23 protein-coding genes are annotated in these 22,827 nt (G+C 68.7%); 11 read left to right on the top strand and 12 right to left on the bottom strand.

All coding sequences use genetic code 11. From position 1 onward, the window contains the following. Positions 1-14: 14 nt before the first annotated feature. Complete coding sequence (locus AB0H36_RS36605; RefSeq protein ID WP_360534517.1) at positions 15-1,319, bottom strand: sulfatase-like hydrolase/transferase; 1,305 nt, start codon at positions 1,317-1,319, stop codon at positions 15-17. Between the two features lie 110 nt (positions 1,320-1,429). Here AB0H36_RS36605 and AB0H36_RS36600 point away from each other — a divergent pair, with 110 nt between their 5' ends. Further along, entirely contained in the window at positions 1,430-2,926 is a 1,497-nt protein-coding gene (locus tag AB0H36_RS36600; protein ID WP_360534515.1) for a hypothetical protein, read from the top strand. 18 nt (positions 2,927-2,944) lie between these two features. On the opposite strand, the gene AB0H36_RS36595 is transcribed toward AB0H36_RS36600, so the two are convergent. The 5 genes from AB0H36_RS36595 to AB0H36_RS36575 form a co-directional block, all read right to left on the bottom strand. Then, positions 2,945-3,910 (bottom strand): LysR family transcriptional regulator, encoded by a 966-nt coding sequence (locus AB0H36_RS36595; protein WP_360534513.1) that lies wholly within the window; start codon positions 3,908-3,910, stop codon positions 2,945-2,947. Positions 3,911-4,019: 109 nt separating this feature from the next. Continuing rightward, positions 4,020-5,192 carry an ABC transporter permease gene (locus tag AB0H36_RS36590; RefSeq protein WP_360534511.1) on the bottom strand — a complete coding sequence of 391 codons (1,173 nt, stop codon included), beginning with the start codon at positions 5,190-5,192 and terminating at the stop codon, positions 4,020-4,022. Continuing rightward, on the bottom strand, positions 5,189-6,070 hold the full coding sequence (locus AB0H36_RS36585) for an ATP-binding cassette domain-containing protein (RefSeq protein WP_360534509.1): 882 nt from the start codon (positions 6,068-6,070) through the stop codon (positions 5,189-5,191). Before AB0H36_RS36585 ends, AB0H36_RS36590 begins: the two co-directional genes overlap by 4 nt. 175 nt (positions 6,071-6,245) lie before the next feature. After that, the gene (locus AB0H36_RS36580) at positions 6,246-6,446 is read right to left on the bottom strand and encodes a hypothetical protein (RefSeq protein ID WP_360534507.1); all 201 of its coding nucleotides are present in this window, start codon (positions 6,444-6,446) and stop codon (positions 6,246-6,248) included. After that, entirely contained in the window at positions 6,443-7,183 is a 741-nt protein-coding gene (locus AB0H36_RS36575; RefSeq protein ID WP_360534505.1) for an SDR family oxidoreductase, read from the bottom strand. Before AB0H36_RS36575 ends, AB0H36_RS36580 begins: the two co-directional genes overlap by 4 nt. 132 nt (positions 7,184-7,315) lie before the next feature. Between AB0H36_RS36575 and AB0H36_RS36570 the strand changes: the two genes are divergently transcribed. Then, on the top strand, positions 7,316-8,500 hold the full coding sequence (locus tag AB0H36_RS36570) for a low temperature requirement protein A (protein WP_360534503.1): 1,185 nt from the start codon (positions 7,316-7,318) through the stop codon (positions 8,498-8,500). Here the strand turns inward: AB0H36_RS36570 and AB0H36_RS36565 are convergent. Both AB0H36_RS36565 and AB0H36_RS36560 read right to left on the bottom strand, forming a co-directional pair. After that, positions 8,458-9,135, bottom strand: a complete 678-nt coding sequence (locus AB0H36_RS36565) for a response regulator transcription factor (RefSeq protein WP_360534501.1) — start codon at positions 9,133-9,135, stop codon at positions 8,458-8,460. The genes AB0H36_RS36570 and AB0H36_RS36565 overlap by 43 nt on opposite strands. Next, a complete protein-coding gene (locus AB0H36_RS36560; RefSeq protein WP_360534499.1) occupies positions 9,132-10,520 on the bottom strand; it encodes a sensor histidine kinase in 1,389 nt (462 codons plus the stop codon). Before AB0H36_RS36560 ends, AB0H36_RS36565 begins: the two co-directional genes overlap by 4 nt. Positions 10,521-10,577: 57 nt before the next feature. On the opposite strand from AB0H36_RS36560, the gene lipA reads away from it, so the two are divergent. From lipA to AB0H36_RS36545, 3 genes are all read left to right on the top strand, one after another. Then, positions 10,578-11,534 (top strand): lipoyl synthase, encoded by a 957-nt coding sequence (lipA, locus tag AB0H36_RS36555; protein ID WP_360534497.1) that lies wholly within the window; start codon positions 10,578-10,580, stop codon positions 11,532-11,534. Positions 11,535-11,551: 17 nt separating this feature from the next. Continuing rightward, complete coding sequence (locus AB0H36_RS36550) at positions 11,552-12,250, top strand: DUF4191 domain-containing protein (RefSeq protein ID WP_360534495.1); 699 nt, start codon at positions 11,552-11,554, stop codon at positions 12,248-12,250. 315 nt (positions 12,251-12,565) lie between these two features. After that, on the top strand, positions 12,566-13,861 hold the full coding sequence (locus AB0H36_RS36545; protein ID WP_360534494.1) for a cyclopropane-fatty-acyl-phospholipid synthase family protein: 1,296 nt from the start codon (positions 12,566-12,568) through the stop codon (positions 13,859-13,861). Positions 13,862-13,864: 3 nt separating this feature from the next. On the opposite strand, the gene AB0H36_RS36540 is transcribed toward AB0H36_RS36545, so the two are convergent. Beyond that, positions 13,865-14,326 (bottom strand): RDD family protein, encoded by a 462-nt coding sequence (locus AB0H36_RS36540; protein WP_360534492.1) that lies wholly within the window; start codon positions 14,324-14,326, stop codon positions 13,865-13,867. 191 nt (positions 14,327-14,517) lie between these two features. Between AB0H36_RS36540 and glnA the strand changes: the two genes are divergently transcribed. Further along, complete coding sequence (gene glnA, locus AB0H36_RS36535; protein ID WP_360534490.1) at positions 14,518-15,942, top strand: type I glutamate--ammonia ligase; 1,425 nt, start codon at positions 14,518-14,520, stop codon at positions 15,940-15,942. A gap of 692 nt (positions 15,943-16,634) precedes the next feature. Here glnA and AB0H36_RS36530 read toward each other — a convergent pair. Continuing rightward, a complete protein-coding gene (locus AB0H36_RS36530) occupies positions 16,635-17,000 on the bottom strand; it encodes a hypothetical protein (protein WP_360534488.1) in 366 nt (121 codons plus the stop codon). A gap of 132 nt (positions 17,001-17,132) precedes the next feature. Here AB0H36_RS36530 and AB0H36_RS36525 point away from each other — a divergent pair, with 132 nt between their 5' ends. Next, complete coding sequence (locus AB0H36_RS36525; RefSeq protein WP_360534486.1) at positions 17,133-17,558, top strand: DUF6228 family protein; 426 nt, start codon at positions 17,133-17,135, stop codon at positions 17,556-17,558. A gap of 48 nt (positions 17,559-17,606) precedes the next feature. Here AB0H36_RS36525 and AB0H36_RS36520 read toward each other — a convergent pair whose 3' ends face one another. Then, positions 17,607-20,333: a BTAD domain-containing putative transcriptional regulator gene (locus tag AB0H36_RS36520; protein WP_360534484.1), complete on the bottom strand. Its 2,727-nt coding sequence runs from the start codon at positions 20,331-20,333 to the stop codon at positions 17,607-17,609. A 96-nt stretch (positions 20,334-20,429) separates the two neighbouring features. On the opposite strand from AB0H36_RS36520, the gene AB0H36_RS36515 reads away from it, so the two are divergent. From AB0H36_RS36515 to AB0H36_RS36500, 4 genes are all read left to right on the top strand, one after another. After that, a complete protein-coding gene (locus tag AB0H36_RS36515) occupies positions 20,430-20,735 on the top strand; it encodes a hypothetical protein (protein ID WP_360534482.1) in 306 nt (101 codons plus the stop codon). 122 nt (positions 20,736-20,857) lie between these two features. Beyond that, complete coding sequence (locus AB0H36_RS36510) at positions 20,858-21,331, top strand: hotdog domain-containing protein (RefSeq protein WP_360534480.1); 474 nt, start codon at positions 20,858-20,860, stop codon at positions 21,329-21,331. Then, a complete protein-coding gene (locus AB0H36_RS36505) occupies positions 21,282-21,698 on the top strand; it encodes an OsmC family protein (protein ID WP_360534478.1) in 417 nt (138 codons plus the stop codon). The genes AB0H36_RS36510 and AB0H36_RS36505 overlap by 50 nt, the downstream gene beginning before the upstream one ends. A 233-nt stretch (positions 21,699-21,931) precedes the next feature. Further along, positions 21,932-22,201 carry a hypothetical protein gene (locus tag AB0H36_RS36500; protein ID WP_360534476.1) on the top strand — a complete coding sequence of 90 codons (270 nt, stop codon included), beginning with the start codon at positions 21,932-21,934 and terminating at the stop codon, positions 22,199-22,201. A gap of 65 nt (positions 22,202-22,266) precedes the next feature. Here AB0H36_RS36500 and AB0H36_RS36495 read toward each other — a convergent pair whose 3' ends face one another. Then, positions 22,267-22,533, bottom strand: a complete 267-nt coding sequence (locus tag AB0H36_RS36495) for a hypothetical protein (RefSeq protein ID WP_360534474.1) — start codon at positions 22,531-22,533, stop codon at positions 22,267-22,269. Between the last annotated feature and the right edge of the window lie 294 nt (positions 22,534-22,827).

The raw sequence follows: 22,827 nt of genomic DNA, 5'->3' as shown, positions 1-22,827 counted from the left end.
CAACGGCCGATGGATCACCGGGCCGCACGCGCGGCCTGGTCGTTCTTCGCCAGCACATCGGTCCGATCCGGGTCCAGGACCGTCCTCAACTCGGCGTCGAGCTTGTCCACCAGCGACTGATCGGCAGACAAGTCGTGGACCTCGAGCGGATCCGCCTCGACGTCGAAGACCTGCGGCGGATGCGCCGACCCGTAGTAGCAGTACTTCCAGCGCCCGGACTTGAGCATGTAGCCGCCATCGAGCATGCCTTGGGCGTGGTACTCGGAGACGACGGGGCGGTCGACGGCGTCCAGGAGCGTATGGCCGGGCAGAGCTGGATCCGTCGGTAGGCCAGCGATGTCGCGGAGCGTTGGGAGTACGTCGACCAGGCTGACGTGTGAGGTGGTCCGGGCCGGCGTGAGCGACGGATGCCGGAGGAGCAACGGGATGCGAACAGACGGCTCGTAGAAGCACTGCTTCTGCCAGATGCCGTGGTGGCCGGCCATCTCCCCGTGGTCGCTGGTGTAGATCACGACCGTGTCCTCCGGTACGGCGGCCAGCAGCCGGCCGATCTGGTGGTCGAGATGACTGATCAGCGCCCTGTAGCAGACCGTCGCCTCACGAACCTGCTCCTCGGTGATCGGCTCGTCGTTGCGGAACCCGTGCCGCAGCAGCGAAATCACCGGATGCTGCGAAGCGACCGGCTCGTCCCAGGTCGGCGGCAACTCGACGTCCGCCGGATCGTAGAGCTCGCGGAACTCCGGCGGCGCCACCAGCGGGAAGTGCGGGTGCATGTAGCCGACATAGAGCAGGAACGGCTGCGGTCCAGGGTCACGGAGGAAGTCGAGGGCCGCGTCGGTCGCCGCAACGTCGTGCCGGGTGTGGACGTGGTCGCCGGCGCCGTGCTCAGTCACGTGCGAGTTGGTCGGCCGTTGCCATTCCGCCGTACGACGAGGAGGTCGGCCGCTGTGGTCGACCCAGAAGTCGAGGTCGTCGGTCAGCCGGCGGTCGAAGCCGAGCAGCCGGTCCGGGCCGTTGAAGTGCGTGCGGCCCGCGATCACGGTCTGGTAGTCGCTCAGGTGATGTCCCCACGACCGGAAGTCCGGGCCGGGGATGACACCGTTGTCCCAGGCCCCGATCTGGTGGACGTACTGCCCCGTCATCAGCGACAGCCGCGACGGGACGCACATCGGGCTGTTCGTGTAGGCGCGGTCGAAGGAGACGCTCTGCGCGGCGAGGCGGTCGAGGTGCGGCGTTCGTACCTGCGGGTGGCCGGCCCAGCCCGCGGCAGCGGCGGTGTGTTCGTCGGACAGGACGACCAGGATGTTCGGACGGTTCACGGGACCACCTTAGGCAAGCGATTGCCGGTTCGTTCGGGCCGGACGTGTCGGCGGCTGCGGTTGCGAAGTGTCTGCGGGGTGTGACGGCACAACGCCGCTACCGTGGTGGTGTGTCCAAATTTCTTGGGTTCTTGCTCGGGGTGGCGGTCGCTTTCGCTGGGCCGGCAGTGTTCGGAGTGCTGGCGGCGCCCGGTGGAATCGAGCTGAATACGAAGGAGATGGCGCTTGCCTACGGCATCGGCGCGCTGATCTTCTGGACGGTGGTGTCGTACTTCTCCGGCGCGGCCGCGCTCGGCGCGTTCGCGGCGTTCGGCACGCTGGTCTACTGCTGGCTCTGGATCCCGAACCGGACGACAAACTTCCTCAACGACGTCCCCGGCGTGACCACCGGGATGATCGAGGGGTCGAGGCAGTACACGCTGAACGGCGTCGTACCGATCCTGACGGTGATCTCGCTGGTCTTCGGCATCCAGCTGATCGTGCAGAGCATGCGGCGCCGGCGGCGGGAGCGGGTGGAGGCCGACCGGCTGCAGCGGGAGCAGGAGGCTGCGCAGGCGCAGCAGGAGGCTGAGGCGGCGGCTGTGTACCCGGTTGCCGGGAGCACCTATCCGGCGGCTGCCGGGTACGGCGGGGCGTACGGGGACAGCAACCGGTACGACGATCTGTTCGATGAGGACCCGGAGCCGGTGCGGCCGCGGAGTCAGGCGGAGGAGCAGACCACGACGTTCCCGACGTCCGGGGCGGAGCAGACGGCGCAGTTCCCGGGGTTCGAGGAGGATGCCCGGAGCAACGAGTCCGCCGACGAGACGGTCCTCGTGCCAACCGACCGCGACGAGACGACGCAGGTTCCGGTCGAGCCCACTCCCACACAGCCGGTCGCCGCGGCCCCGGTAGACAGCCAGACGGTCGCGGGAGGTACGACGCCGGACACCGAGCAGACGCTCGCGGCGCCGGCACCGGCAGCACCCGCGGCGGCGGAGCAGCCGGGGGTGGCGGTGCCGGCTAAGCCGGACGCGGAGACGGCAGCTGCGGACGTGCAGGCGGAGGACGAGCAGCCGACTGTGGCGGCGCCGGTGAAGGCGGGCGACGACGAGACCGTTGTGGCGGGAACGGCGGCGGACGAGCAGCAGACAGCGGTGGCGGAAGAGCCGACGCAGTCAGCTGCGTCGCAGCAGCCGTCGGACGCTGAGGACGAGCAGCCGACTGTCGCGGCGCCCGTGAACACGGCCCGTGAGTCGACCGGGACTGGTGCTGGTGCCGGGCCCGGGACTGATGCTGGGACTGGAGCTGGAGCTGGAGCCGGGGCTGGGGGGCAGGGGGCGGTGGCTGGGGCGGATGCTGGGGCTGACGACGACACCGTCGTGGCTGGGGAGCAGAAGCCGGTTGCTGGGGCTCAGGAGCCTGCACAACAGCCGGAGCCGGACGCGCCGCAGAAGCCCGAGCAGGAGTCCAAGAACTCGGCTCAGGCTGGCCCGGTGCCGGGTGTGCGGGAGCAGGTGGGGCAGCAGTATCGGGAGCGGATGGAGGATCCGGAGGACACGGGGGAACTGTTCATCAGTGCGTTCGAGAATCCTTCGCAGGTGAGTATTCGGCCTGCGGGGGCCTGAGCGAGTCCGCCGCCGCGATCAGGCAACGTGCATGCGTTGGACCTGGTCGCGGCGGGCATGTTCTGCGAAGGCTTCGTCGTACGCCGCGGTCGCCATCTTCAGCACGTCCGGCGCCATCTGCGCCCGGGGTGAGTCCGTGCTCCACGCCAGCATCAGCCGGCGGTGGATCGGGTCACCGACCAGCGTCCGCGTGGTGACGTCACTGGACAGCATCCGGTACGACGTCGGCGAGATCAGCGCCACGCCCTGACCGCTCGTCACGAACCCCATCAGCACCGACGTGTCCACCGAATGGTGCTCCACCCTCGGCTGGAACCCGGCCTGCTCGCACGCGGCCCGGAAGAGCACATGGAACCCGCTGTCGTCCGGCGGCTCCCCGATCCACTCCTCACCGGACAGCGCCGAGAGCTCGATCTCACCGCGGTGCCGGGACGCGACCGCCAACGGGTGGTCGGCGGCCATCACGACGTACGCCGACTCGGACTCGACGACCGTGCACGCTTCGACACCGTTCGGCATCCGGAGCTCGAACGCCGGGAACTCCCGCAGCAGCGCGAAGTCGAGCCGCCCACTCTCCAGCTGCTGCAGCAGCACGCTGGTGGACCACTCGACCTCGATGCTGACCTGCTCGATCTCACCGTGGTCGCGCAGCCGCGAGGCGATGCCGGACATCGGTGCGGTGGGAAATCCGCCGAGCCGTACGGCGCTGGACTCGACCGCGGTCATCGCCGACACGGTCGCGGACAGGTGGTCGACGTCGACCAGGATCGCCCGGGCGCGGTCGACGGCGTACCGGCCGAGTGCGGTCGGGGTGACACCGGTGCGGGACCGCTCGAACAGCTCGCCGCCGAACGCGGCCTCGATCCGCTTGAGCTGCGCGGTCAGGCTCGGCTGGCTGACCTTCAGCCAGCGGGCGGCCCGTCCGACGGACCCCGCTTCAGCCACCAGGACCACCACCCGCAGGTGGCGCAGCTCGACGTTCATGGGCTGAGACCGTAGTCCAGGTGCACGCACAGCACACAGTTTCCTTGTGTTGCGGTTTCGTCTCAGCCGGGACCAACCGTGTAACGCCGGCCCCGGCTGTGACGATAAGTCAGGACGACTTGAGCGCCAGTGCCTCTCGGTAGCCGAGGCGGCGGCCGGTCTGGAGCAGCGTGCGCTCGTAGAGGCGGGCGCCGAGACGGACGATCAGGACCGTGGTGACCAGCAGGATCGCGATCGCGACCAGCGGCTGCCAGACCGGCACGTTCTCGGTCAGCATCCGGCCGGGCATCGCCATCGACGACGCGATCGGCACGAACGAGGCGACCGTCTTGGCCGACGACCCGGCGAACACCGAGAAGAAGAACGGGATCATCAGGATCATCTGGCCCGGCAGCGTGGTCGACCCGAGGTCCTCCTGCCGGGTGGCCAGCGAGCCGGCCACCGCCCACAGCCCGGCCAGCGCGACGAACCCGAGCACGAAGAACACCACGAACCAGCCGGCCACCGGCGCAACCACCTTCAGGATGTCGAGCTGGTCGGTCGCCACCAGCCCGATCACCGAGGCCCCGGCGATCACCACGATCTGGGACAGCGCCAGCGCGGTGTTGCCGAGCACCTTGCCCCACAGCAGCGAGCGGATCGGCACCGCGGCGGCCAGGATCTCGACGACCCGGCTCTCCTTCTCCTGGACCACGCTCTGCGCGATCATCATGCCGAAGCCGAGCGCGGTCATGTAGAACACCAGCGCGAGGCCGATGTTGACGAAGTCGGCGACGATGTCGGGCAGCGGCCCCGGTTTCAGCAGCTCCAGCTCGACCTTCGTGCCGGCGCGCAGCTCGTCGGGGGTCAGACCGGCGCGCGAGGCGTTGGCCTCCATCCCGACGCTCACCGCGGCTTCCCGCAAGCCGTTCTCGAGGCTGGAGTCGACCCGGTCCTTGCCGAGTACGACGTACCCGTCGGCGCCAGGCAGCAGCGCCGCCTTCACCTCGCCGTCGGTGACGAGCTGCTCGGCGGCCGGGCGGTCGGCCACCCGGGTGACCTCGTAGCCGTCGCCGCCCTTCGTGGTCGACGCCTGCTGGACCACTCGGGTGCCGCCGTCGTCGATCACGGCGATCTTGTCGGGGCCGCCGTTGCCGGCGATGAGCGCCGGGATGATCACCGCGGCCAGGACCAGCACCAGCATCACGGCGGTCGATCCGAGGAAGGTCTTGTCCCGCAGCTTGGTGGTGATCTCGCGCTCGGCGATCAGCACCCAGGCCCGGTCCAGGGTCCGGTCGTTCATCGGGTCGCCTCCCGGAAGACGTCGCTCAAGGCCACCCGCTCCGGCCCGAACTCCAGGACCGGTCCGCGGCTGATCGCCTGCTGAAGAACGTGCTGCGCCACCGCGTCGTCGTCGACGTCGAAGAGCGCCGTACCGCCGGCCACGTCGCGCACCTGGACGCCGCGGACGTCGCGCAGCCAGCCGGCGTCGCCGTCGACCACGAGCCGGTAGGTCAGCGACGGACCGGCGGCCAGCTCGGCAACGGGGCCTGCGGCAACGACCTTGCCACGGGAGAGTACGACGAGGTCGTCACAGAGCCGCTCGACCAGTTCGAGCTGGTGGCTGGAGAACAGCACCGGCACGTCCGCGGTGACCTCCTCGCGGAGCAGGTCCACCATCGCGTCGACCGCGAGCGGGTCGAGGCCGCTGAACGGCTCGTCCAGGACCAGCGCGATCGGCTCGTGCACCAGCGCGGCCGCGATCTGCACGCGCTGCTGGTTGCCGAGCGACAGCGTCTCGAGTACGTCGGTCGCCCGCTCCCCCAGCCCGAGTCGCTCGAGCAGCTTGTCGGTCCGCTCGGCCGCGCGGTCCGGGTCGAGCCCGTGCAACCGGCCGAAGAACACCAGCTGGTCGCGGATCTTCATCTTCGGGTACAGCCCGCGCTCCTCCGGCATGTAGCCGAAGTCACGCCGTACGGCGTTGGTCAGCGGCTCGTCGCGCCAGTGCACCGTCCCCGCGGTCGCGCCCAGCACGCCGAGGATGATCCGCATCGTCGTCGTCTTACCGGCGCCGTTCGCTCCGACGAACCCGGTCATCCGTCCTGGCACGACGTCGAAACTCACGTCGTTCAGCGCCAGCTGCTCACCGAATCGCCGGGTCAGCCCAGCCACCCTCAGCATCCGTCACCGTTCCTGTCACCTCGGCCCCCTCGGCCAGGCCCACGCCTGGTCGCTTCCGCCCGGAAGTGGTTCCAAGTTAGTGACACGGTGCCCACCCACACGTCGGCCCCCAGGGTGATCACGCAGGTCATCCGTACGGCGGACCTGGTGACCACTGGGGGCCGACCTGGGGAGGTCAGGCGGTGGCGTCGCCCTCCAGCGCCTCGACGGCGCCGAGCAGGCTGCGCTCGGCGGCCTGCTCGTACGCGAGCTCCGCCGGGTCGGTCGTCCACTCGCTCGGCGGCAGCGCGGCCTGCTCCTCCGGGTGGCTGGCCTCGGCCATGCTCAGGTCCGCCTCGACCTCGTGCTGGAGCTCGTGCAGGAAGTCACCGCTCATGACGGGTTCCACTCCCCGTAGTGGATCCGGCCGAGGGTGGCCTCGCCGATCGGCACCAGCGAGTCCTCCGTCACCTTGGAACCGAAGTAGGTCCCGTCCGGGTCCGTGACCACCTCACGCTTGTCGCCCAGCTCCGCCAGCGCCTTGCGGAAGAACTCGTCCATCCGGTACCGGTCCGGCCCGGCGATGTCCCGGCGCCCGTTCAGCGGCTCGCCGACGGCGGTCTTGGCGACCTGGTCGGCGACGTCGTCACCGGCCATCGGCTGCCAGCCCACCGGCGGGATGTGTACGCCGTCGTCCTGCGTCGAGGTGTCCGCGATCGCCTTGACGAACTCGAAGAACTGCGTCGCGTGCACCAGCGAGTACGGGATCCCGGACTCCTTGATCAGCTTCTCCTGCGCCAGCTTGGCGGCGAAATAGGCGTTCTCCGGCATCCGCTCGGTGCCCACGATCGACAGCGCGACGTGGTGGCCCACGCCGGCCTCGGCCTCCGCAGCGAGCAGGTTCGTGGTGGACGTGGTGAAGAAGTCCATCACGGCCTTGGCCTCGAACGACGGTGAGTTGGAGAGGTCGACAACCACTGCGGCGCCCACCAGCACCTCGGCCAGGCCTTCGCCGGTGAGCGTGTTCACCCCGGTGTTCGGCGCCGCCGCGACGGCCTCGTGCCCGTGTGCCTCGAACCGCCGTATCACCTTCGAACCGATCAGCCCCGTGCCACCGATCACCACGATCTTCACAGCCACTCTCCTGTCCCCGGACACCCCGCTGGCGACCGGTCGCCAGCTATGACAAGACAGCCCGCGAGCTTGTGACGGTCACAACCGGCGGGTCTGTGCTGTCTTCGCTCGAGACCGAGAGGACCCAGACCGTTGCCCACTGCACCCAGCCGCTTCCGGATCCGGATGACCGCGCGGCCGATCGACGAACCGCACCGCACCGCGAGCCCGCTCGAGCTGCTGTTCGACCTCACCTTCGTGGTCGCGGTCGCCGCCGTGACCGCCGAGTTCGCGCACGGCATCGCCGACGGTCACCCGGCGGTGGTCGAGTTCCTGATGGTGTTCTTCTGCATCTGGTGGGCCTGGATGAACTTCACCTGGTTCGCCTCCTCCTACGACACCGACGACGTCCTCTACCGGCTGCTGACGATGCTGCAGATGGCCGGGGTGCTCGTGCTGGCCGCCGGAGTCCCGGCCGCGATCGCCGAGTCGGACTACCGCGCCGTGCCGTTCGGCTACCTGATCATGCGGATCGGCCTGGCCGCCCTGTGGTTCCGGGCCGGCTACGAGGATCCGCAGCGGCGGCGTACGGCGTTCCGCTACGGCAGCGGGATCCTGATCCTCAACGCGTGCTGGATCCTGACGCTGCTGCTGACCGACATGGCGTTGTGGCTGTTCGTCGTACTGGTCGTGTTCGAGCTCGCCGGACCGCTGTGGGCGGAGCGGCCGCGGGCCACCACCTGGCACCCGCACCACATCGCGGAGCGCTACGGGCTGTTCGTGATCATCCTGCTCGGCGAGAGCGTGCTCGCGGCCAGTCGCGGCGTCCAGAGGGCACTCGCGGCCGGTGACATCAGCAGCTCGTTCATCCTGGTCGCCGGCGCCGGGCTGGTCCTGCTCTTCGCGCTCTGGTGGCTGTACTTCCTGCACCCCGCCGGCCACGGCCTGAGCAAGCGACGAGCCGCGTCGTACCGGTGGGGCTACGGTCACTTCTTCCTGTTCGCCGCGCTCGCCGCTGTCGGGGCCGGGCTCGAGGTCGCCGTCGAGGAGGCCGCGCACCACTCCACGTCGACGACCGTCGGTTTCGCCGTCGCGATCCCGGTCGCGGTCTACCTGCTCACCCTCTGGCTGGTGCACGCGCCGATCTTCGACCCGCCGGTCACCTCGCCTGCCTTGATCCTGAGCAGCGTCGCACTCGTCCTGCTGCTGCCGCTCGTGCTGCCGCCGGTCGCCGTGGTGGTTGCCGTCTCGGGCGTCGCCGTACTGCTCGTCGCCCTGGTGATGGCCCGCGCGAATCAGCTCGCGTCGTCGCCCGGGGTCACCAGTCCGCACTCGTAGGCGAAGACGACGGCCTGAACGCGGTCGCGGAGGCCGAGCTTGAGCAGGACCCGGGAGACGTGTGTCTTGACGGTCGCCTCGCCGACGTACAGCTGGGACGCGATCTCGGTGTTGGTGAGGCCGCGGGCGATCAGGCCGAGCACCTCGCGTTCGCGGTCGGTCAGCTCCTCGAGCAGGTCCGGCCGGTAGACGCGCTCGCCGCCGCCGGTGAACCGCTTGATGACGCGCCTGGTCACCTCGGGGGCGAGGAGGGCGTGCCCGGAGTGCACCACCTGGATCGCGTCGACAAGATCCTCCGGCGCGGTGTTCTTCAGCAGGAATCCGCTGGCCCCGGCCCCGAGCGACTCGAACAGGTAGTCGTCCCGGTCGAACGTGGTCAGGATCACGACCTTGCCGGCGTCCGCGGTGACAATCTGCTGGGTCGCGGTGATGCCGTCCATCCCGGGCATCTGCACATCCATCAGTACGACGTCCGGCCGCAGCGCCAGCGCGAGCTCGATCGCCTTCTCGCCGTCCGAGGCCTCGCCGACCACCTCGATGTCCGGCTCGACCGACAGGATCATCCGGAACCCGGCGCGGACCAGATCCTGGTCGTCCACGAGCAGCACACGCATCGGGGCGGCGGTCTGAGTCATGCCGAATTCTCCTCCTTGGCCAACGGTCGGTGCTGCGGGTCGAGCGGGATCCGGACCCGGACCCGGAAGCCGCCGACCGGGCGCGGGCCGATCTCGGTCTCGCCACCGAGAAGTCCGACCCTCTCACGGATCCCGACGTGGCCGAGCCGGCTGCCGACCGGCGCGTGCTTCGGCCGGCCGTCGTCGATCACTTCCAACTCCACCGAGTCACCGAGATAACGCAGCGTGATGTGCGCGGTGCGGGCAGTCGAGTGCCGCCGTACGTTGGTCAGCGCTTCTTGGGCGATCCGGTAGACCGAGACCGACACCGTCTCCGGCAGCTGGACCGGCGCGCCGATCTGGTGGAACCCGACCGACAGGCCCTCGCCGTTCACGTCTGCGATCAGCGCGGGCAGCCGGTCGGCACCCGCCTGCGGTTCCTTGGCGGCGGGCGAGTCGACGTCCAGGTCGGGGTCGGCCGCGCGGAGCATGCCGAGCAGCTGACGCATCTCGTTGACCGCCGTACGGCTGGAGTTCTCGATCACACTGAGCGCGCTCTTCGCCGCGTCCGGATCGGCATCCATCACCCGGCGCGCTCCCCCGGCCTGCACGCCGATGCTGCTGATGTGGTGGGCGACGACGTCGTGCAGCTCCCGCGAGATCCGGAGCCGCTCGTCGATCACCGCGCGGCGGGCGTTGGCCTCCTGCTGCGAGGCGAGCTCGGCCGCCTGCTGCTCCAGCTCGTACCGCTGCCGCGCCGTACCCCACGCGGTCCGCCCCCAGAAGTAGGCGCCGAAGAAGTAGAGGACGTTCAGCGCGAGGGTGAGGATCACCCCGGAGACGTACGGCGAGAGCAGGCCGTCGTTGGCGCCCTTGAAATCGTCGTTCCGCAGCGCCTGGACGAAGCTGATCACGAGCCAGCCGAACATCCCGACGAAGACCAGGCCGACCGCGGCCTTCATCAGCCGCCGGTCCCGCGACCACGCGACCGCCGCATAGATCGCCATGAACTGGGCCGCCTGGGTGACCAGGTTGCTGGCGAAGGCGAACGTGGCCCGCTCGCCCGCGACCACGAAGAGCACTGACACGATCAGCAGCACCGGGATCGGCCAGCGGCGCCGGAAGCACAGCGGCAGCGCGACGGCGGCACTCAGCACGTACGCCTCGACCCCGCCGATGCCCAGGCTGACCGGGTTCGGCGCGACCCCGCGGGCCAGCTCGGCCCCGATCACGCCTGCCACCGCCATGCCGATCCCGAGCAGGACGTCGTACTTCTGCTCCTTGGCCGTCGGCGCCGGCCGCACCCAGCCACGGACGGTAGTTCCGGTCGCAGGCGGCGTCCCCGGCTCGGACACCTTCACTTCCCCGGTACGGCGTTCGGCCGGGGACTCGGCCGTGGTCGACATAGTCCATCAGCCTACGGGCCGATCGGTGCTGTCCTGGGGACGCGTACCCTGGAGGGCGTGACGATCGCCCCAGAAGGACGGAAACTGCTCAGGCTCGAGGTGCGCAACGCGGAGACCCCGATCGAGCGCAAACCCGAGTGGATCAAGACCCGGGCGAAGATGGGCCCGGAATATCAGGCGCTGCAGAAGCTGGTGAAGTCCGAGCAGCTGCACACGGTGTGCCAGGAAGCCGGCTGCCCGAACATCTTCGAGTGCTGGGAGGACCGCGAGGCCACCTTCCTGATCGGCGGCGACCAGTGCACCCGGCGCTGTGACTTCTGCCAGATCGACACCGGCAAACCCGAGGCGCTGGACCGCGACGAGCCGCGCCGGGTCGCCGAGTCGGTCCGGACCATGGGCCTGCGCTACGCGACCGTGACCGGCGTGGCCCGCGACGACCTCGAGGACGGCGGCGCCTGGCTGTACGCCGAGACGATCCGCCAGATCCACGAGCTGAACCCCGGCACCGGGGTCGAGATGCTCGCGCCCGACTTCAACGCCGTCCCGGAGCAGCTGGCCGAGGTGTTCTCCTCGCGGCCGGAGGTGTTCGCGCACAACGTGGAGACGGTGCCGCGGATCTTCCGCCGGATCCGGCCCGGGTTCCGCTACGAGCGCTCGCTGAACGTCATCACCCAGGCCCGCGACTACGGCCTGGTGACCAAGTCGAACCTGATCCTCGGCATGGGCGAGACCCGCGACGAGGTAAGCCAGGCGCTGCGCGACCTGCACGCCGCCGGCTGCGAGATCATCACCATCACCCAGTACCTGCGCCCCTCGGTGCGCCACCATCCGGTCGAGCGCTGGGTCAAGCCCGAGGAGTTCGTCGAACTGCAGGCCGAGGCCGAGCAGATCGGCTTCGTCGGAGTCATGTCCGGTCCGCTCGTGCGTTCGTCGTACCGGGCCGGTCGGCTGTACCGTCAGGCTGTGGAGTCGCGGATGAGCTCCGCGGCCCCGAACGCCGCACAGAACGCATAAACAGGGATCTGGGAGAGATGGCCAAGAACGACGCGCCCGCCGAGAAGAAGACCAGCCGGCTCAAGCAGATCCGGTCGGCGTACCAGCTGACCAAGAAGTCCGACCCGAAGATCGGACTGGTGCTCGCCGGGATCTTCCTCGGCATCGTCGCGGTGTTCGTCGCGCTCGCCATCTTCGTCGGGCCGCTGCTGGTCTGGCTGCCGCTGGGTGTCGCGCTCGCGTTCCTGGCCACCACGATCATCTTCGGCCGCCGGGTCGAGAAGGCCGCGTACAGCCAGATCGAGGGCCAGGCCGGCGCGGCCGCGTCCGCGCTGCAGACGCTGCGCCGCGGCTGGAACGTGACGCCCGCGGTCGCGGTCACCAAGAACGCCGACATCGTGCACCGCGTGGTGGGCCGGCCGGGCATCGTGCTGGTCGGCGAGGGCCAGGCGAGCCGGGTGAAGAACCTGCTGCAGGCCGAGGGCAAGAAGCACACCCGGGTGGCCGGCGGCGCGCCGGTGATCCAGATCGTGGCCGGTCAGGGCGAGGACGAGATCGACATCCGCAAGCTGACCAAGCACGTGATGAAGCTGCCGGCCGCGCTGCAGCCGTCCGAGATCACCGACCTGCTGCAGCGGCTCAAGGCGCTGGACGCCGTCCGCCCGCAGGTGCCGATGCCGAAGGGCCCGATCCCGACCAGCCTCAAGGGCGCCCGCCAGGCCATGAAGGGCCGCTGAGTAGATTCAGCGCCTCCTCGTTCGTCAGTCGAAGGACCGCCGGAGGGGAAGCCGGCGTACGTCGGGCTGCGGTTCGGCCGTGGGGTGAGCGGGTCGCGCGGGCCGAGGACCCGGACGGGAACCGGCTGATCCTCGGCCAGCGGGCGTCCGAGGGTGCCTGAGCGCTCTCTGTGGGTGAGATGCCGGTAACTCGGCAGCCGCTCAGCAGTTGATCTGTCGTGACGTGGCACGAGTGTGCCTTCGTGTCGCGCAGTGGGGTGGCTGGTTGGCCTTAAGGTGCGACCAGGACGGAACGAGGACACGAGGTTGACGACCATGACGGATCTCCTGCCGGTGGCTGTGCACCAGCCGGCGACCGAGACGTGGCCCACACTGGCCCGCCCGCGGTCGAACCCGGTCCGCCGGGCGGGCGCCGCGGCCGCGATCCGGATGGTCGCGAAGGACCTGCCGGCCACGATCCACCTGGACAGCAACCGCTCGTACGGACTGGGCGGCCCGGCGATGCGCGTGCACCGGACGTCGGCGTTCCTGGACCGGCTCGGGCACGACGCCGGGTCCGGGTTCGGCGAGGCCTACCTGGCCGGCGACTGGGATCCGGAGCCCGGGACCGACCTGGCCGACCTGCTGGTCCCGTTCGCGGAGCGGTTCAGCAACGAGGAGACCCGGCACCTGCTGCCGAAGTGGGCCCAGTCGCTGCGCTGGCTGGTCACCCGGTCCCAGCCCGGCGACCAGGAGAACGACCGGGCCGGCGCCCGGCAGAACGTCAGCCGGCACTACGACCTGAGCAACGCGATGTTCTCCGAGTTCCTCGACCCGACCCTGACCTACTCGGCGGCGTACTTCGGCAATCCAGGGCTGGGCACGTCCGCGGCCGAGCTGGCGACAGCGTCGTACGACGAGCTCACTCAGGCGCAGCTGAACAAGCTCGACGCGATCCTCGACGCCGCCGGAGTGGTGTCCGGGTCCCGGGTGCTCGATATCGGCTGTGGTTGGGCGAGTCTCGCCATCCGCGCCGCTCAGCGTGGCGCCTGGGTGACGGCGATCACGATCGCTTCGCAGCAGGCGTTGCTGGCGCAGCGCAAGATCGCCGAAGCCGGGGTCGGCGACCGGGTGCAGGTCGCGCTGCGTGACTACCGCGACCAGATCGGCGAGTTCGACGCGGTCCTGAGCGTGGAGATGATCGAGGCGGTCGGCGAGAAGTACTGGCCGGTCTACTTCGACGCGATCGAGCGGCGGCTGGCGCCCGGCGGGGTGGCCGTGGTGCAGGCGATCGTCATGCCACACGCGCGGATGCTGGCCACCCGCAACACCTTCACCTGGGTGCAGAAGTACATCTTCCCCGGCGGCCTGATCCCGTCGATCAAGGTGATCGAGGACGTCACCGCCCAGCACACCGGGCTCCGCCCCGAGGTGCTGCGGCACCTGGGCGCCGACTACGCCCGGACGCTGCGGATCTGGCGGAACCGGTTCATCGAGCGCTGGCCGGAGATCGCCCGGCTCGGCTTCGACGACACGTTCCGGCGGATGTGGGAGTTCTACCTGGCGTACTCCGAGGCCGGCTTCCGCACCGGGTACCTCGACGACGTGCAAATCCGCCTGACCAGGCGCTGAGGCCTACCGCCGTACGACGACTGTGCTGGCCGCGCGGTCGTGGAGACCCCGGCGGTCGCGGTCGTAGACGACGGCGGGGATCAGCAGGCAGAGCAGGAAGGCACGGATCAGCCCGGCCACGAGCCCTGGCGGCCCGGGATGGGTCGTGTTGCCGCGGACCGGCGCCACCCGGACCCCGCAGATCCGGTGACCGATCGTGTAGCCGAGCAGCCCGGTCAGGATCGCGGTCATCGCGAAGAACGTGACCAGGTGCGAGGTGCTGTAGTCGTTGCCGCCTGCCCACATCGGCTTGGACGTGATCGCGGACGCGACCAGCCCGGCGATCAGCCAGTCCACCAGCAGCGCGAGCACCCGGCGGCCCCAGCCCGCGACCGCGCCCGGGCCGTCCTCGGGCAGTCCCAGGCGGTTGCCCGGAAACCGGAATTCTTCGGTGGGTCCTGTGCCAGGCTGCGCGGATGGTGCCATGATGGCTAGCCTACGGACACGTCCGGGCACCGGTCACAGCGGACCGGGATATCTCAGGGCGTAAGCGCCGTACACCAGTGGGTCAGCGCGGACACGCTGGGCGTAACATCCGCGAAACATCAGGGTCACCGCCGGGAAACCGGGGGGCCTTACGTTCAGATGCAATCTCTGAGCCACCCCGAGGAGTACGAATGTTTTCCAGCGCTGAGGAGCTGCTCGCCTACGTCAAGGACGAGGGCGTCGAGATCGTCGACGTCCGGTTCTGCGACCTGCCGGGCATCATGCAGCACTTCACCGTCCCGGTGTCGTCGTTCGGTCCCGAGGTCTTCGAAGAGGGCCTGGCGTTCGACGGTTCGTCCGTGCGCGGTTTCCAGCAGATCCACGAGTCGGACATGATGCTGCTGCCCGACCCGACCAGCGCGTTCATCGACGAGTACCGCGGCACCAAGACGCTGGCGATCAACTTCTTCGTGCACGACCCGCTGACCGGCGAGGCGTACAGCCGCGACCCGCGCAACATCGCCCGCAAGGCGCAGGAGTACCTGAAGTCGACCGGGATCGCGGACACCGCGTTCTTCGCGCCCGAGGCCGAGTTCTACATGTTCGACGACGTCCGGTTCGAGACGAAGCAGAACACCGGGTACTACTCGATCGACTCGATCGCCGGCGCCTGGAACACCGGCCGGGTCGAGGACGGCGGCAACCGCGGCTACAAGGTCCGCTACAAGGGTGGTTACTTCCCGGTCGCGCCGACCGACCACTTCGGCGACCTGCGCGACGACATCACGCTGGCCCTGGAGCGGTCCGGCCTGATCGTCGAGCGCGCCCACCACGAGGTCGGCACCGCGGGCCAGGCGGAGATCAACTTCCGCTTCGACGAGCTGCTGAAGTCCGCCGACAACGTGATGAAGTTCAAGTACATCGTCAAGAACACCGCCTGGGCGGCCGGCAAGACCGCGACCTTCATGCCGAAGCCGATCTTCGGTGACAACGGCTCCGGCATGCACTGCCACCAGTCGCTGTGGAACGGCGGCGACCCGCTGTTCTACGACGAGTCCGGGTACGGCGGCCTGTCCGACGTCGCCCGCTGGTACATCGGCGGCCTGCTCAAGCACGCCCCGTCGCTGCTGGCCTTCACCAACCCGACGGTGAACTCCTACCACCGCCTGGTGCCGGGCTTCGAGGCGCCGGTCAACCTGGTGTACTCGCAGCGCAACCGCTCGGCCTGCATCCGGATCCCGATCACCGGGTCGAACCCGAAGGCGAAGCGGATCGAGTTCCGCTGCCCCGACCCGTCGGCGAACCCGTACCTGGCCTTCTCGGCCCAGCTGCTGGCCGGCCTGGACGGCGTCCGCAACAAGATCGAGCCGGTCGACCCGGTCGACAAGGACCTCTACGAGCTGCCGCCGGAGGAGCACGCGAGCATCCCGCAGGTGCCGACCTCGCTGCCGGCCGTGATCGACTCCCTCGAGGCCGACCACGACTTCCTGCTCGAGGGTGGCGTCTTCACCGAGGACCTGATCGAGACCTGGATCGACCTCAAGCGCGAGCAGGAAATCGCCCCGATCCAGCTCCGCCCCCACCCCCACGAGTTCGAGCTCTACTACGACGTGTGATCCACGTAGCCCGCTGACCCGCGGGTAGGTGGCCGAAACGGCGGCCGACCTGGGAACGTCCTTCCGACGTCTCCCATGGTCCGCCGCCGTTTCACGTTGGCATGCGTAACCGACGTGTACTGACACCGGCAGGGTGTACGTCGGTGTCTGTATCGACACCGCCTCCGGTACGGGATTCTGTGCCGAGCACGCTGCCATCGCGGCAATGGTGACTGCCCGTGAGTACAAGATCGCGAGGATCGTGGCCGTCTGGCGAGGCGAGGACCAGGGCCCGTTGCACGTCTCGGCGCCGTGCGGGCCACCGACTGGTCTGCACCGCTGGACTGAGCGTTGCGAGAGCTTGGATCTGCCGCGCTCGCCTGACACCTCCACATCCGGATCGAACGTCGCCACACCGGCCTGCACGCCGGGAGCGTTGGTCGTGGTTCGAGCCCGCCCGCACGGTAGATACCTCGTTCATCGGGAGCCTTCGAGCTCTGATCCGCAGACCGGGGCCGTGGGGATCGCTGGGATCGCGAACGGCTCATCGGAGGGAAGACCGCAGAGTCTCGTCATCAGGGCGCCGCGCGTTCTCGCCAGGGTCCGAACCGGACTGAACACCGGCTAGGAGGAGGGTACAGACAGGTGAAGGTGTTCTGCGGGATCGACTGAGCCGAAGGCCATCACGACATCGCCCTGATCGACGAGTCCGGTCAACTGCTCGCGAAGAAGCGCATCAGCGAGACCGTCGCCGGCAAGAACGCCAGCAACCTCGCCAACAACGACGCCCGCGCACTGCTGGCAATCGCACCACCCCCCGCCGCGGCAGCCAAGCTATCGAAGGCACGGATCGCCGCCGCGCTGCGCCGAGCCGGCCGCCAGCACCGCATGACACCACCGCAGCACAACTCCACGCCGCGCTCCGCGAGCCCCAGCCGCGGCAACCCGACCTGGTCAAACACGCCATGGGCCGCCAGGCACTCGCCCTCCTCGCGGCCCTCGACACCGAGTGCCGCAACGTCGACGAACTCGGGAAAGCCACCCGCCGAGGCGTTCCAGCAGCACTCCGACCACGCCATCATCACCAGCTTCCCCGGACTGGCCGACAACACCGGCGCACGGATCCTGGCCGAACTCGGCGACGATCGCACCCGCATTGGGAGCGCGCTGCCGTCCCGCGTCGAGCCGGCACCAGTGGCATGCTCTACCTCGTGTTGAGACAGTTGGACGACGGTGTCGAAATCACCGCCGAACCAGGGCGTGGATCCGCCCGTCTGAGTAGCGCCGACAGGCCATGGAACGACGAGGTGCTCGACCTTCGGTGCGAGCTTGCCGATGATGGCGTCAACGCGGCAGCCTGGGTCCGGACGCTCAATGGTGACGGGATCGTGTGGTGGGCAGCTGGGCTGGCGGAGTCGTACCAAGGATGGGACGGCGTACGCGCCTGGGAGTCACTTGAGCACGACCTCCGTATCGACGCTATGCATGACGGACGAGGTCACGTCAGTCTCCGGTTCATCATCCGTGGCCCACGGGGCTACGAACCAGGCGCGTGGGAGGCGTCCGTCGTGGTGACCCTTGACGCCGGCGAGGACATGCGAGGTCTCGTCGCTCAACTCGGCGACTTGGTCTCGTAGCGCGGCCCCAAGTCGGAAGCGCGATCGGCGGCAGAACCGGATGTCCGTTTATCGTTCAAGTGCGAGCGATTGTTGGACTCGGCTGAGTTGATCGTGCAGCGCCGGCGAGGGCACGGTACCGGTTTGATCCCTGAGGGCGCGGGCGTCGTCAAGGTATCGGCCTGCCCGCTGGTGCTCACCTCGGTCGTAGTCCAGCACGGCCATCGCCTCCAGGACGGATGCCGTGCCGCCGAGATGGCGGAGGCGCCGGGACACATCAAGGGCCTGGATCAGCAAGGTCTCTGCCTGTTCGTAATCGCCAGCCAAGACAGCGAGTTGAGCCGCCAACGTGCCGGCCGAGGCAATGCCCTCTTGATAGCCGATGCTTCGGTACGCCGCAAGGCTGCGCGATGCCAAACGGGTGGCCTCCCTGTCGCGTCCCAGTGCGAACTCCGCATGCGCTCGGTAGTCCAGCGCGCTCCCCAACACCATTGGTTCACCGACCTTCTCGGCTTGGGCTTCAGCGTCTCGAAGCAACTCCTCGCCGGCCTCTCGGTCGCCGGTCGCGTGCACGGACCGACCGGCCAGCGCTGTGACGAGGGCAAGCGTCCACGGACGGCCGCAATTCCGCGCCTCGTCCATGGCAGCCAGGTGGTGCCCACCAGCGGCGGCATAGTCACCCCGGGCCCAGGCGGCCATCCCGAGCAGGTTCCGTGCCAGGGCCACCAGCTCCAGATCCCGCAGGGCCATCGCAGCGTCGAGCTGACGGGCCGCATAGCCAACAGCTACGGCCGTATCGCCTTGGGCGAGGGCAGTCGAAGCCAGGATCCGCAGCAGGCGGGCTCGGACATGAGCGTCGGTATCGCCGGTGAGGACCGCGCTCGCCCATGAGCGGAGCTCCGAGAGTTGGCCGTCCAGAAACCAAGGCCAGTACAGGTCGGCTACGAGGCGACCCGCGGATGCCAGACGCTCGGAGATGGCGTAGGTGGCCGCCTTTCGCAGGTCTTCCGCGCTGGCGCGCGCGACCGCGGCCCACGCCGTCGCCTCCTGGGTCTGGATCCGGTCGTTGACTCGTGCCGCGAGAGCTACGTGGTAGTCGAGGTGTTGGTGCAGGGCGTTGTCGCGCATTGTCGGTGTCGCCGTCTCTTCGGCGAACTGTCGCACCGGGCCGAGGAAGCGGTAACGAGCCTGTCCGAGCAGGTCGACATCCCGGGTGAGCAGCGAGCGCCCCAGCAGGTGGTCGACTGCGTCCGGACCGTCGTCCACAACTGCGCCGGCAGCCTCGCGGTCGAAGGATCCTAGGAACACAGACAGAGCGGCGAAAGCCTCCCGATCTCGTTCGTCTAGTAGGTTGTGGCTCCAGCCGATGACGGCCCGCATTGTGCGATGCCTCGGATCACCCGCGAGGGCGTCACCCGCGAGCGCGTCCAGCGGCTGACTCAAACTATCGGCGAGCTGCTCCAGCGACAATGAGGCGATCCTGGCCGCGGCCAACTCGAGCGCCAGCGGAACCCCCTCCAGTCTGCCGACGATCGCCCGCACCCGGTCGGGGTCTAGCTCCACCGCGGGATTCGCGGCACGGGCGCGTGCTGTGAACACGTCGGCGCCAGCAACCTCGTCGAGCCCGCTCAGCTGGACGACCTGCTCGCCGGGAGCCCGTAGCGGCTGGCGGGTGGTCGCAAGGATCTTCAGGTCCGGGCACCGTGACAGCACGCGGGTCGCCAGCCTCGCCACCGCCTCGACGACGTGTTCGCAGGTATCGAGAACAAGCAAGCCCGGCCGCCGGGACACGTAGTCGCCAATGAGATCGATCTCCTGCCCTGGTGACTCCGCCAACTGGAGCGCTCGTGCCACACTCCTGGCGACGGCGTCGCTGACCAGGACGGGTGCGAGCTCCACAAACCACACCGGTCCAGACTCCGGGGGCGCCGCGGCGACCTCGACCGCGAGCCTGGTCTTGCCGATCCCGCCCGGTCCGCTCAGCGTCACGAGTCGGGACACCGCCAGCGCCGACCGTATAGAGGCAAGTTCGCTATCCCGACCAACCAGCGCGGTCACCGGTGCCGGCGGAGCCGCGGCGGAGCGGATGGGTGCGGGCACCAGTGAGGAGTCCTGCGCCAGTACGGCGGCTTCCACGGCACGCAACTCTGGCCCCGGTTCCAGCCCCACCTCGTCAGCGAGATCGCGGCGAGCCTGAGCGTAGGCCGCGAGCGCGTCGGCTTGCCGGCCAGAGGCGTAGAGCGCTTTCACCATGAGGACGCGAAACCGCTCACGTAACGGGTGCTCTTGGACGAGCGCCGCGAGCTCGGCAACCACCGCGGATGCTTGGCCCGCGTCGACCTCCTGCGCCAAGCGTTCCTCTGCGGCGGAAAGGCGCATCTCCTCCAGCCGCGCTGCGTGGGCCCGCGCCCAGGGCTGTTCGACCCACTCCTCTAGGGCAGTGCCATGCCACAGCGCGAGGGCCTCTTCATACCTGCGGGCGCGCACCAGATCCTCGAAGCGTTCCGCGTCGACCGTCCCCCATCTCACGTCGAGCCGATACCCTCCAGGGACCGTCGCGACCTCCTCGGCGCCGAGCCGCAGGCGCAGGTCACGTATGTAGCCCTGGACCAGGTTGGCAGCGGAGCTGGGCAATAGGTCGCCCCACAGGGCCTGCGCGATCCGATCAACGCTGACGGGGTGGCCCCGGTGGACCAGCAATAGAGCCAGCAGGGTCCGCAGCTTGGGTGCGGACAGTTGCACCTCGGCGCCGTTTTCGTCGAGCACCCGCAGATGGCCCAGCACCTGGTAGTCCATATTCGAAGCGTACGGACAGCGCCGGCTCCAGCGGGACTCCAGCCCGAGTCCAGGAGGCGCAGTCAGGCTGATGGTGCCACGACCAAGGAGGAAACCATGGTCATCCACATCGTCCGCTTCCGGTCCGCGCTGTCCGACGAGCGCATCACAGAGCTCTTCCACCTCCGCGCACGCGAGTACCTCGCCATTCCCGGGCTACTGCAGAAGTACTATCTGCGCTTTCGGAGCGGTGAGTACGGCGGCGTGTACGTCTGGGACTCCGCCGCGTCGATGGAGCGGTTCATGACCGGCGATCTCGCCCGTTCGATCTGTGACGTCTACCGCGTCGAGGAATCCATGCGTGACGTCGCCGACGTCGTGCTCGCGCTGCGACCCGAGAACGCATCTGTCCAGTCGACCTGATCCGTGGTTCGATCCGACGCCGGGGCTCGTGTGATGACCGCCGCCTTCGCCACCGAACTGTCGATCGACTACGGGCATGCGGAGCTGTTGCCGGTGCACTTCGACGACCTCGACCCGATGGGATGGTCCACAACGCCCGGTACGCGTTACTCGTCGAGCGCGCGTTGGCCACCTTCTGGAAACAACGTGGCCACACGTTTCGAGAGGGTCGGCCCATCACTCCAGACGCCTTCAACGTCGTCAAGGAGTTCAGCATCAGCTACTGTGCGCCGATTCGCGGGACAGACGACGTCCTCGTCCACTTCTGGCTCAAGCACATCGGCAGCTCCTCTGCCGTCGATGACTTCCGCCTTCTATCCCCCAACGAGCCGACCATCTACGCCGAGGGACGCCGGGTGATCAAGCTCGACCGCACGACGTTGCGCCCATCGCGGTGCACACCTGTAGCCCGCGCCGTCGCCAAGCTCTCCTCCGCCGGGCCGGTCCTGCGCAAGGCCGGCAGCAGACATCCGGGTCGAATGACGCAGGACGCACAAGGGGCAGCCGATGGACCAGTTCGACGTCGTAGTGGGCACGGGGCCGTTCAGGTCGGATGACGCCCACGCAATCCAGTTCCCGCATCGCTGGACGTCGGGGGGAGTGACCGTCGAGGCGTCATTCAGCGGAGTCCATCTATTGCACCTCGCTGCAGCTGCGTGCGTTCTCAATGACATATACCGCGAGGCCGCCACGCTCGGCCTGCAGATTGACGGAGTCCGGGTATCGGCCGGCGGAGGCTTCGACACCGAAGCGTGGACATCGACCGGCATCACCTACTCCGCCGAGCTGAGTTCGCCCGCTTCTGCCCAGGGGCTTGCCCGGCTGTTGGACCACGTCGACAACGTTGCCGAGATCCCGCGCGCCATCCGGGCTGGAGCCACCGTACGGAGGTCTAACGTGACACCCCGGCAAGCTCGCGCATAGCTGTCGCCCACTGCGGCGCCCAGGCTCCAGAAGGTTATCCGCTCATCGGCAGTTCCGAGCTTTCGCTGTCGGCGGCATGTGCGGATCTTGGCGCGACAGCACGACAGCCGCGAAGCCTCGTTGTCTCTGGGCGTAGCCGCTTGGGCCCTCCTGCCTACACGGTGGCTGACCTCCGGCTCTACCGGCGGGTTTAGCCACCGGATCGACTAGGAGTGGACCTTTAGGAGGCAGTCATGACAACAACCATGCAAGATCAGTCTTCAGTTCGGTCTCCACGTGGAGGCTGGGCTGCACGGATCCTTGTTCGCGAGATGTGGGCCACGCTGGCGATCGTCGCGATGTGGGTGGCCGTGCTCTTCGTCGGCGTTTATGGAGGCGCGGCGACCTTCCACGGCGTCGATTCGAGTTTCAGCAGCATTCCCTCGGGGGTCTTTGTCGCCCTGTTCGCCGCTATCGGCACCGGCTCCGTCGCCAAGCGAGTGTTCGGGCGCAAGTCGGAGTAGCGGCCAAGGCAGGTCGTTCGGTAGTGCCAGGTACCGATCGGCCACGCTCGTGAATCAAAGAGTGGTCAGCCATCGACCGCACATCGGCTGATCCGTGCGTTGGCCGGCGTCCTGGTGGTAGCCAGGCTTCTAGCCTGTCGCGAATCAGTTGGCGGGGCGGGCAGGCCGGCGGTGAGGAAGGCTCGATGGTCGTCGGCGAACTCGAACCCGAATCGTTGCTCGACCCGAGCCAGCTCCGTCTCGCTGAGGCCCGGCTGGATCTCGGTTGTTCCCAGCCGCACCAGGCGTTCCGCGGCCCTGAGTCCAACGCTGGCATCCGGTGCGGCCGTCACGGACGCAGCCTAGCCGCCCGCCCGGGTCGGCATGGTTGGCTTCACTCTCGGCGGCAAATGAGGATGTCTTGGCAGGCGCTGCCTGAGTCGATGGCGTCGTGGAAACCATGTGGCCCTTGGCTCAATGGGCTGTAACACGTCGCTATCCGGGTACTCGGCTGAGCACACGTCGGCGGGACTGACTACTCCGACGGGCTGGGTCGTGAGAGGCAGCGCGGCTGACTGTCACTGGTCGGCCAGGTAGGGGTCGGCCCAGGCGCTGATAATGCGGGCCGCGCGCTTCGCCTGGTTGCG

The sequence above is a fragment of the Kribbella sp. NPDC050820 genome (genome assembly GCF_040653975.1).
Taxonomy (GTDB): domain Bacteria; phylum Actinomycetota; class Actinomycetes; order Propionibacteriales; family Kribbellaceae; genus Kribbella.
This window is presented reverse-complemented; position numbering and strand designations above follow the sequence as displayed.

Bases quoted from the DNA above. Each gene is read 5' to 3' on its own strand.
- AB0H36_RS36595 (WP_360534513.1), bottom strand. From the start codon at position 3,910: ATGAACGTCGAGCTGCGCCACCTGCGGGTGGTGGTCCTGGTGGCTGAA.
- AB0H36_RS36590 (WP_360534511.1), bottom strand. From the start codon at position 5,192: ATGAACGACCGGACCCTGGACCGGGCCTGGGTGCTGATCGCCGAGCGC.
- AB0H36_RS36585 (WP_360534509.1), bottom strand. From the start codon at position 6,070: ATGCTGAGGGTGGCTGGGCTGACCCGGCGATTCGGTGAGCAGCTGGCG.
- AB0H36_RS36580 (WP_360534507.1), bottom strand. From the start codon at position 6,446: ATGAGCGGTGACTTCCTGCACGAGCTCCAGCACGAGGTCGAGGCGGAC.
- AB0H36_RS36565 (WP_360534501.1), bottom strand. From the start codon at position 9,135: ATGACTCAGACCGCCGCCCCGATGCGTGTGCTGCTCGTGGACGACCAG.
- AB0H36_RS36560 (WP_360534499.1), bottom strand. From the start codon at position 10,520: ATGTCGACCACGGCCGAGTCCCCGGCCGAACGCCGTACCGGGGAAGTG.
- AB0H36_RS36550 (WP_360534495.1), top strand. From the start codon at position 11,552: ATGGCCAAGAACGACGCGCCCGCCGAGAAGAAGACCAGCCGGCTCAAG.
- AB0H36_RS36545 (WP_360534494.1), top strand. From the start codon at position 12,566: ATGACGGATCTCCTGCCGGTGGCTGTGCACCAGCCGGCGACCGAGACG.
- AB0H36_RS36540 (WP_360534492.1), bottom strand. From the start codon at position 14,326: ATGGCACCATCCGCGCAGCCTGGCACAGGACCCACCGAAGAATTCCGG.
- glnA (WP_360534490.1), top strand. From the start codon at position 14,518: ATGTTTTCCAGCGCTGAGGAGCTGCTCGCCTACGTCAAGGACGAGGGC.
- AB0H36_RS36530 (WP_360534488.1), bottom strand. From the start codon at position 17,000: ATGGCGTGGTCGGAGTGCTGCTGGAACGCCTCGGCGGGTGGCTTTCCC.
- AB0H36_RS36520 (WP_360534484.1), bottom strand. From the start codon at position 20,333: ATGGACTACCAGGTGCTGGGCCATCTGCGGGTGCTCGACGAAAACGGC.
- AB0H36_RS36515 (WP_360534482.1), top strand. From the start codon at position 20,430: ATGGTCATCCACATCGTCCGCTTCCGGTCCGCGCTGTCCGACGAGCGC.
- AB0H36_RS36510 (WP_360534480.1), top strand. From the start codon at position 20,858: ATGGTCCACAACGCCCGGTACGCGTTACTCGTCGAGCGCGCGTTGGCC.
- AB0H36_RS36505 (WP_360534478.1), top strand. From the start codon at position 21,282: ATGGACCAGTTCGACGTCGTAGTGGGCACGGGGCCGTTCAGGTCGGAT.
- AB0H36_RS36500 (WP_360534476.1), top strand. From the start codon at position 21,932: ATGACAACAACCATGCAAGATCAGTCTTCAGTTCGGTCTCCACGTGGA.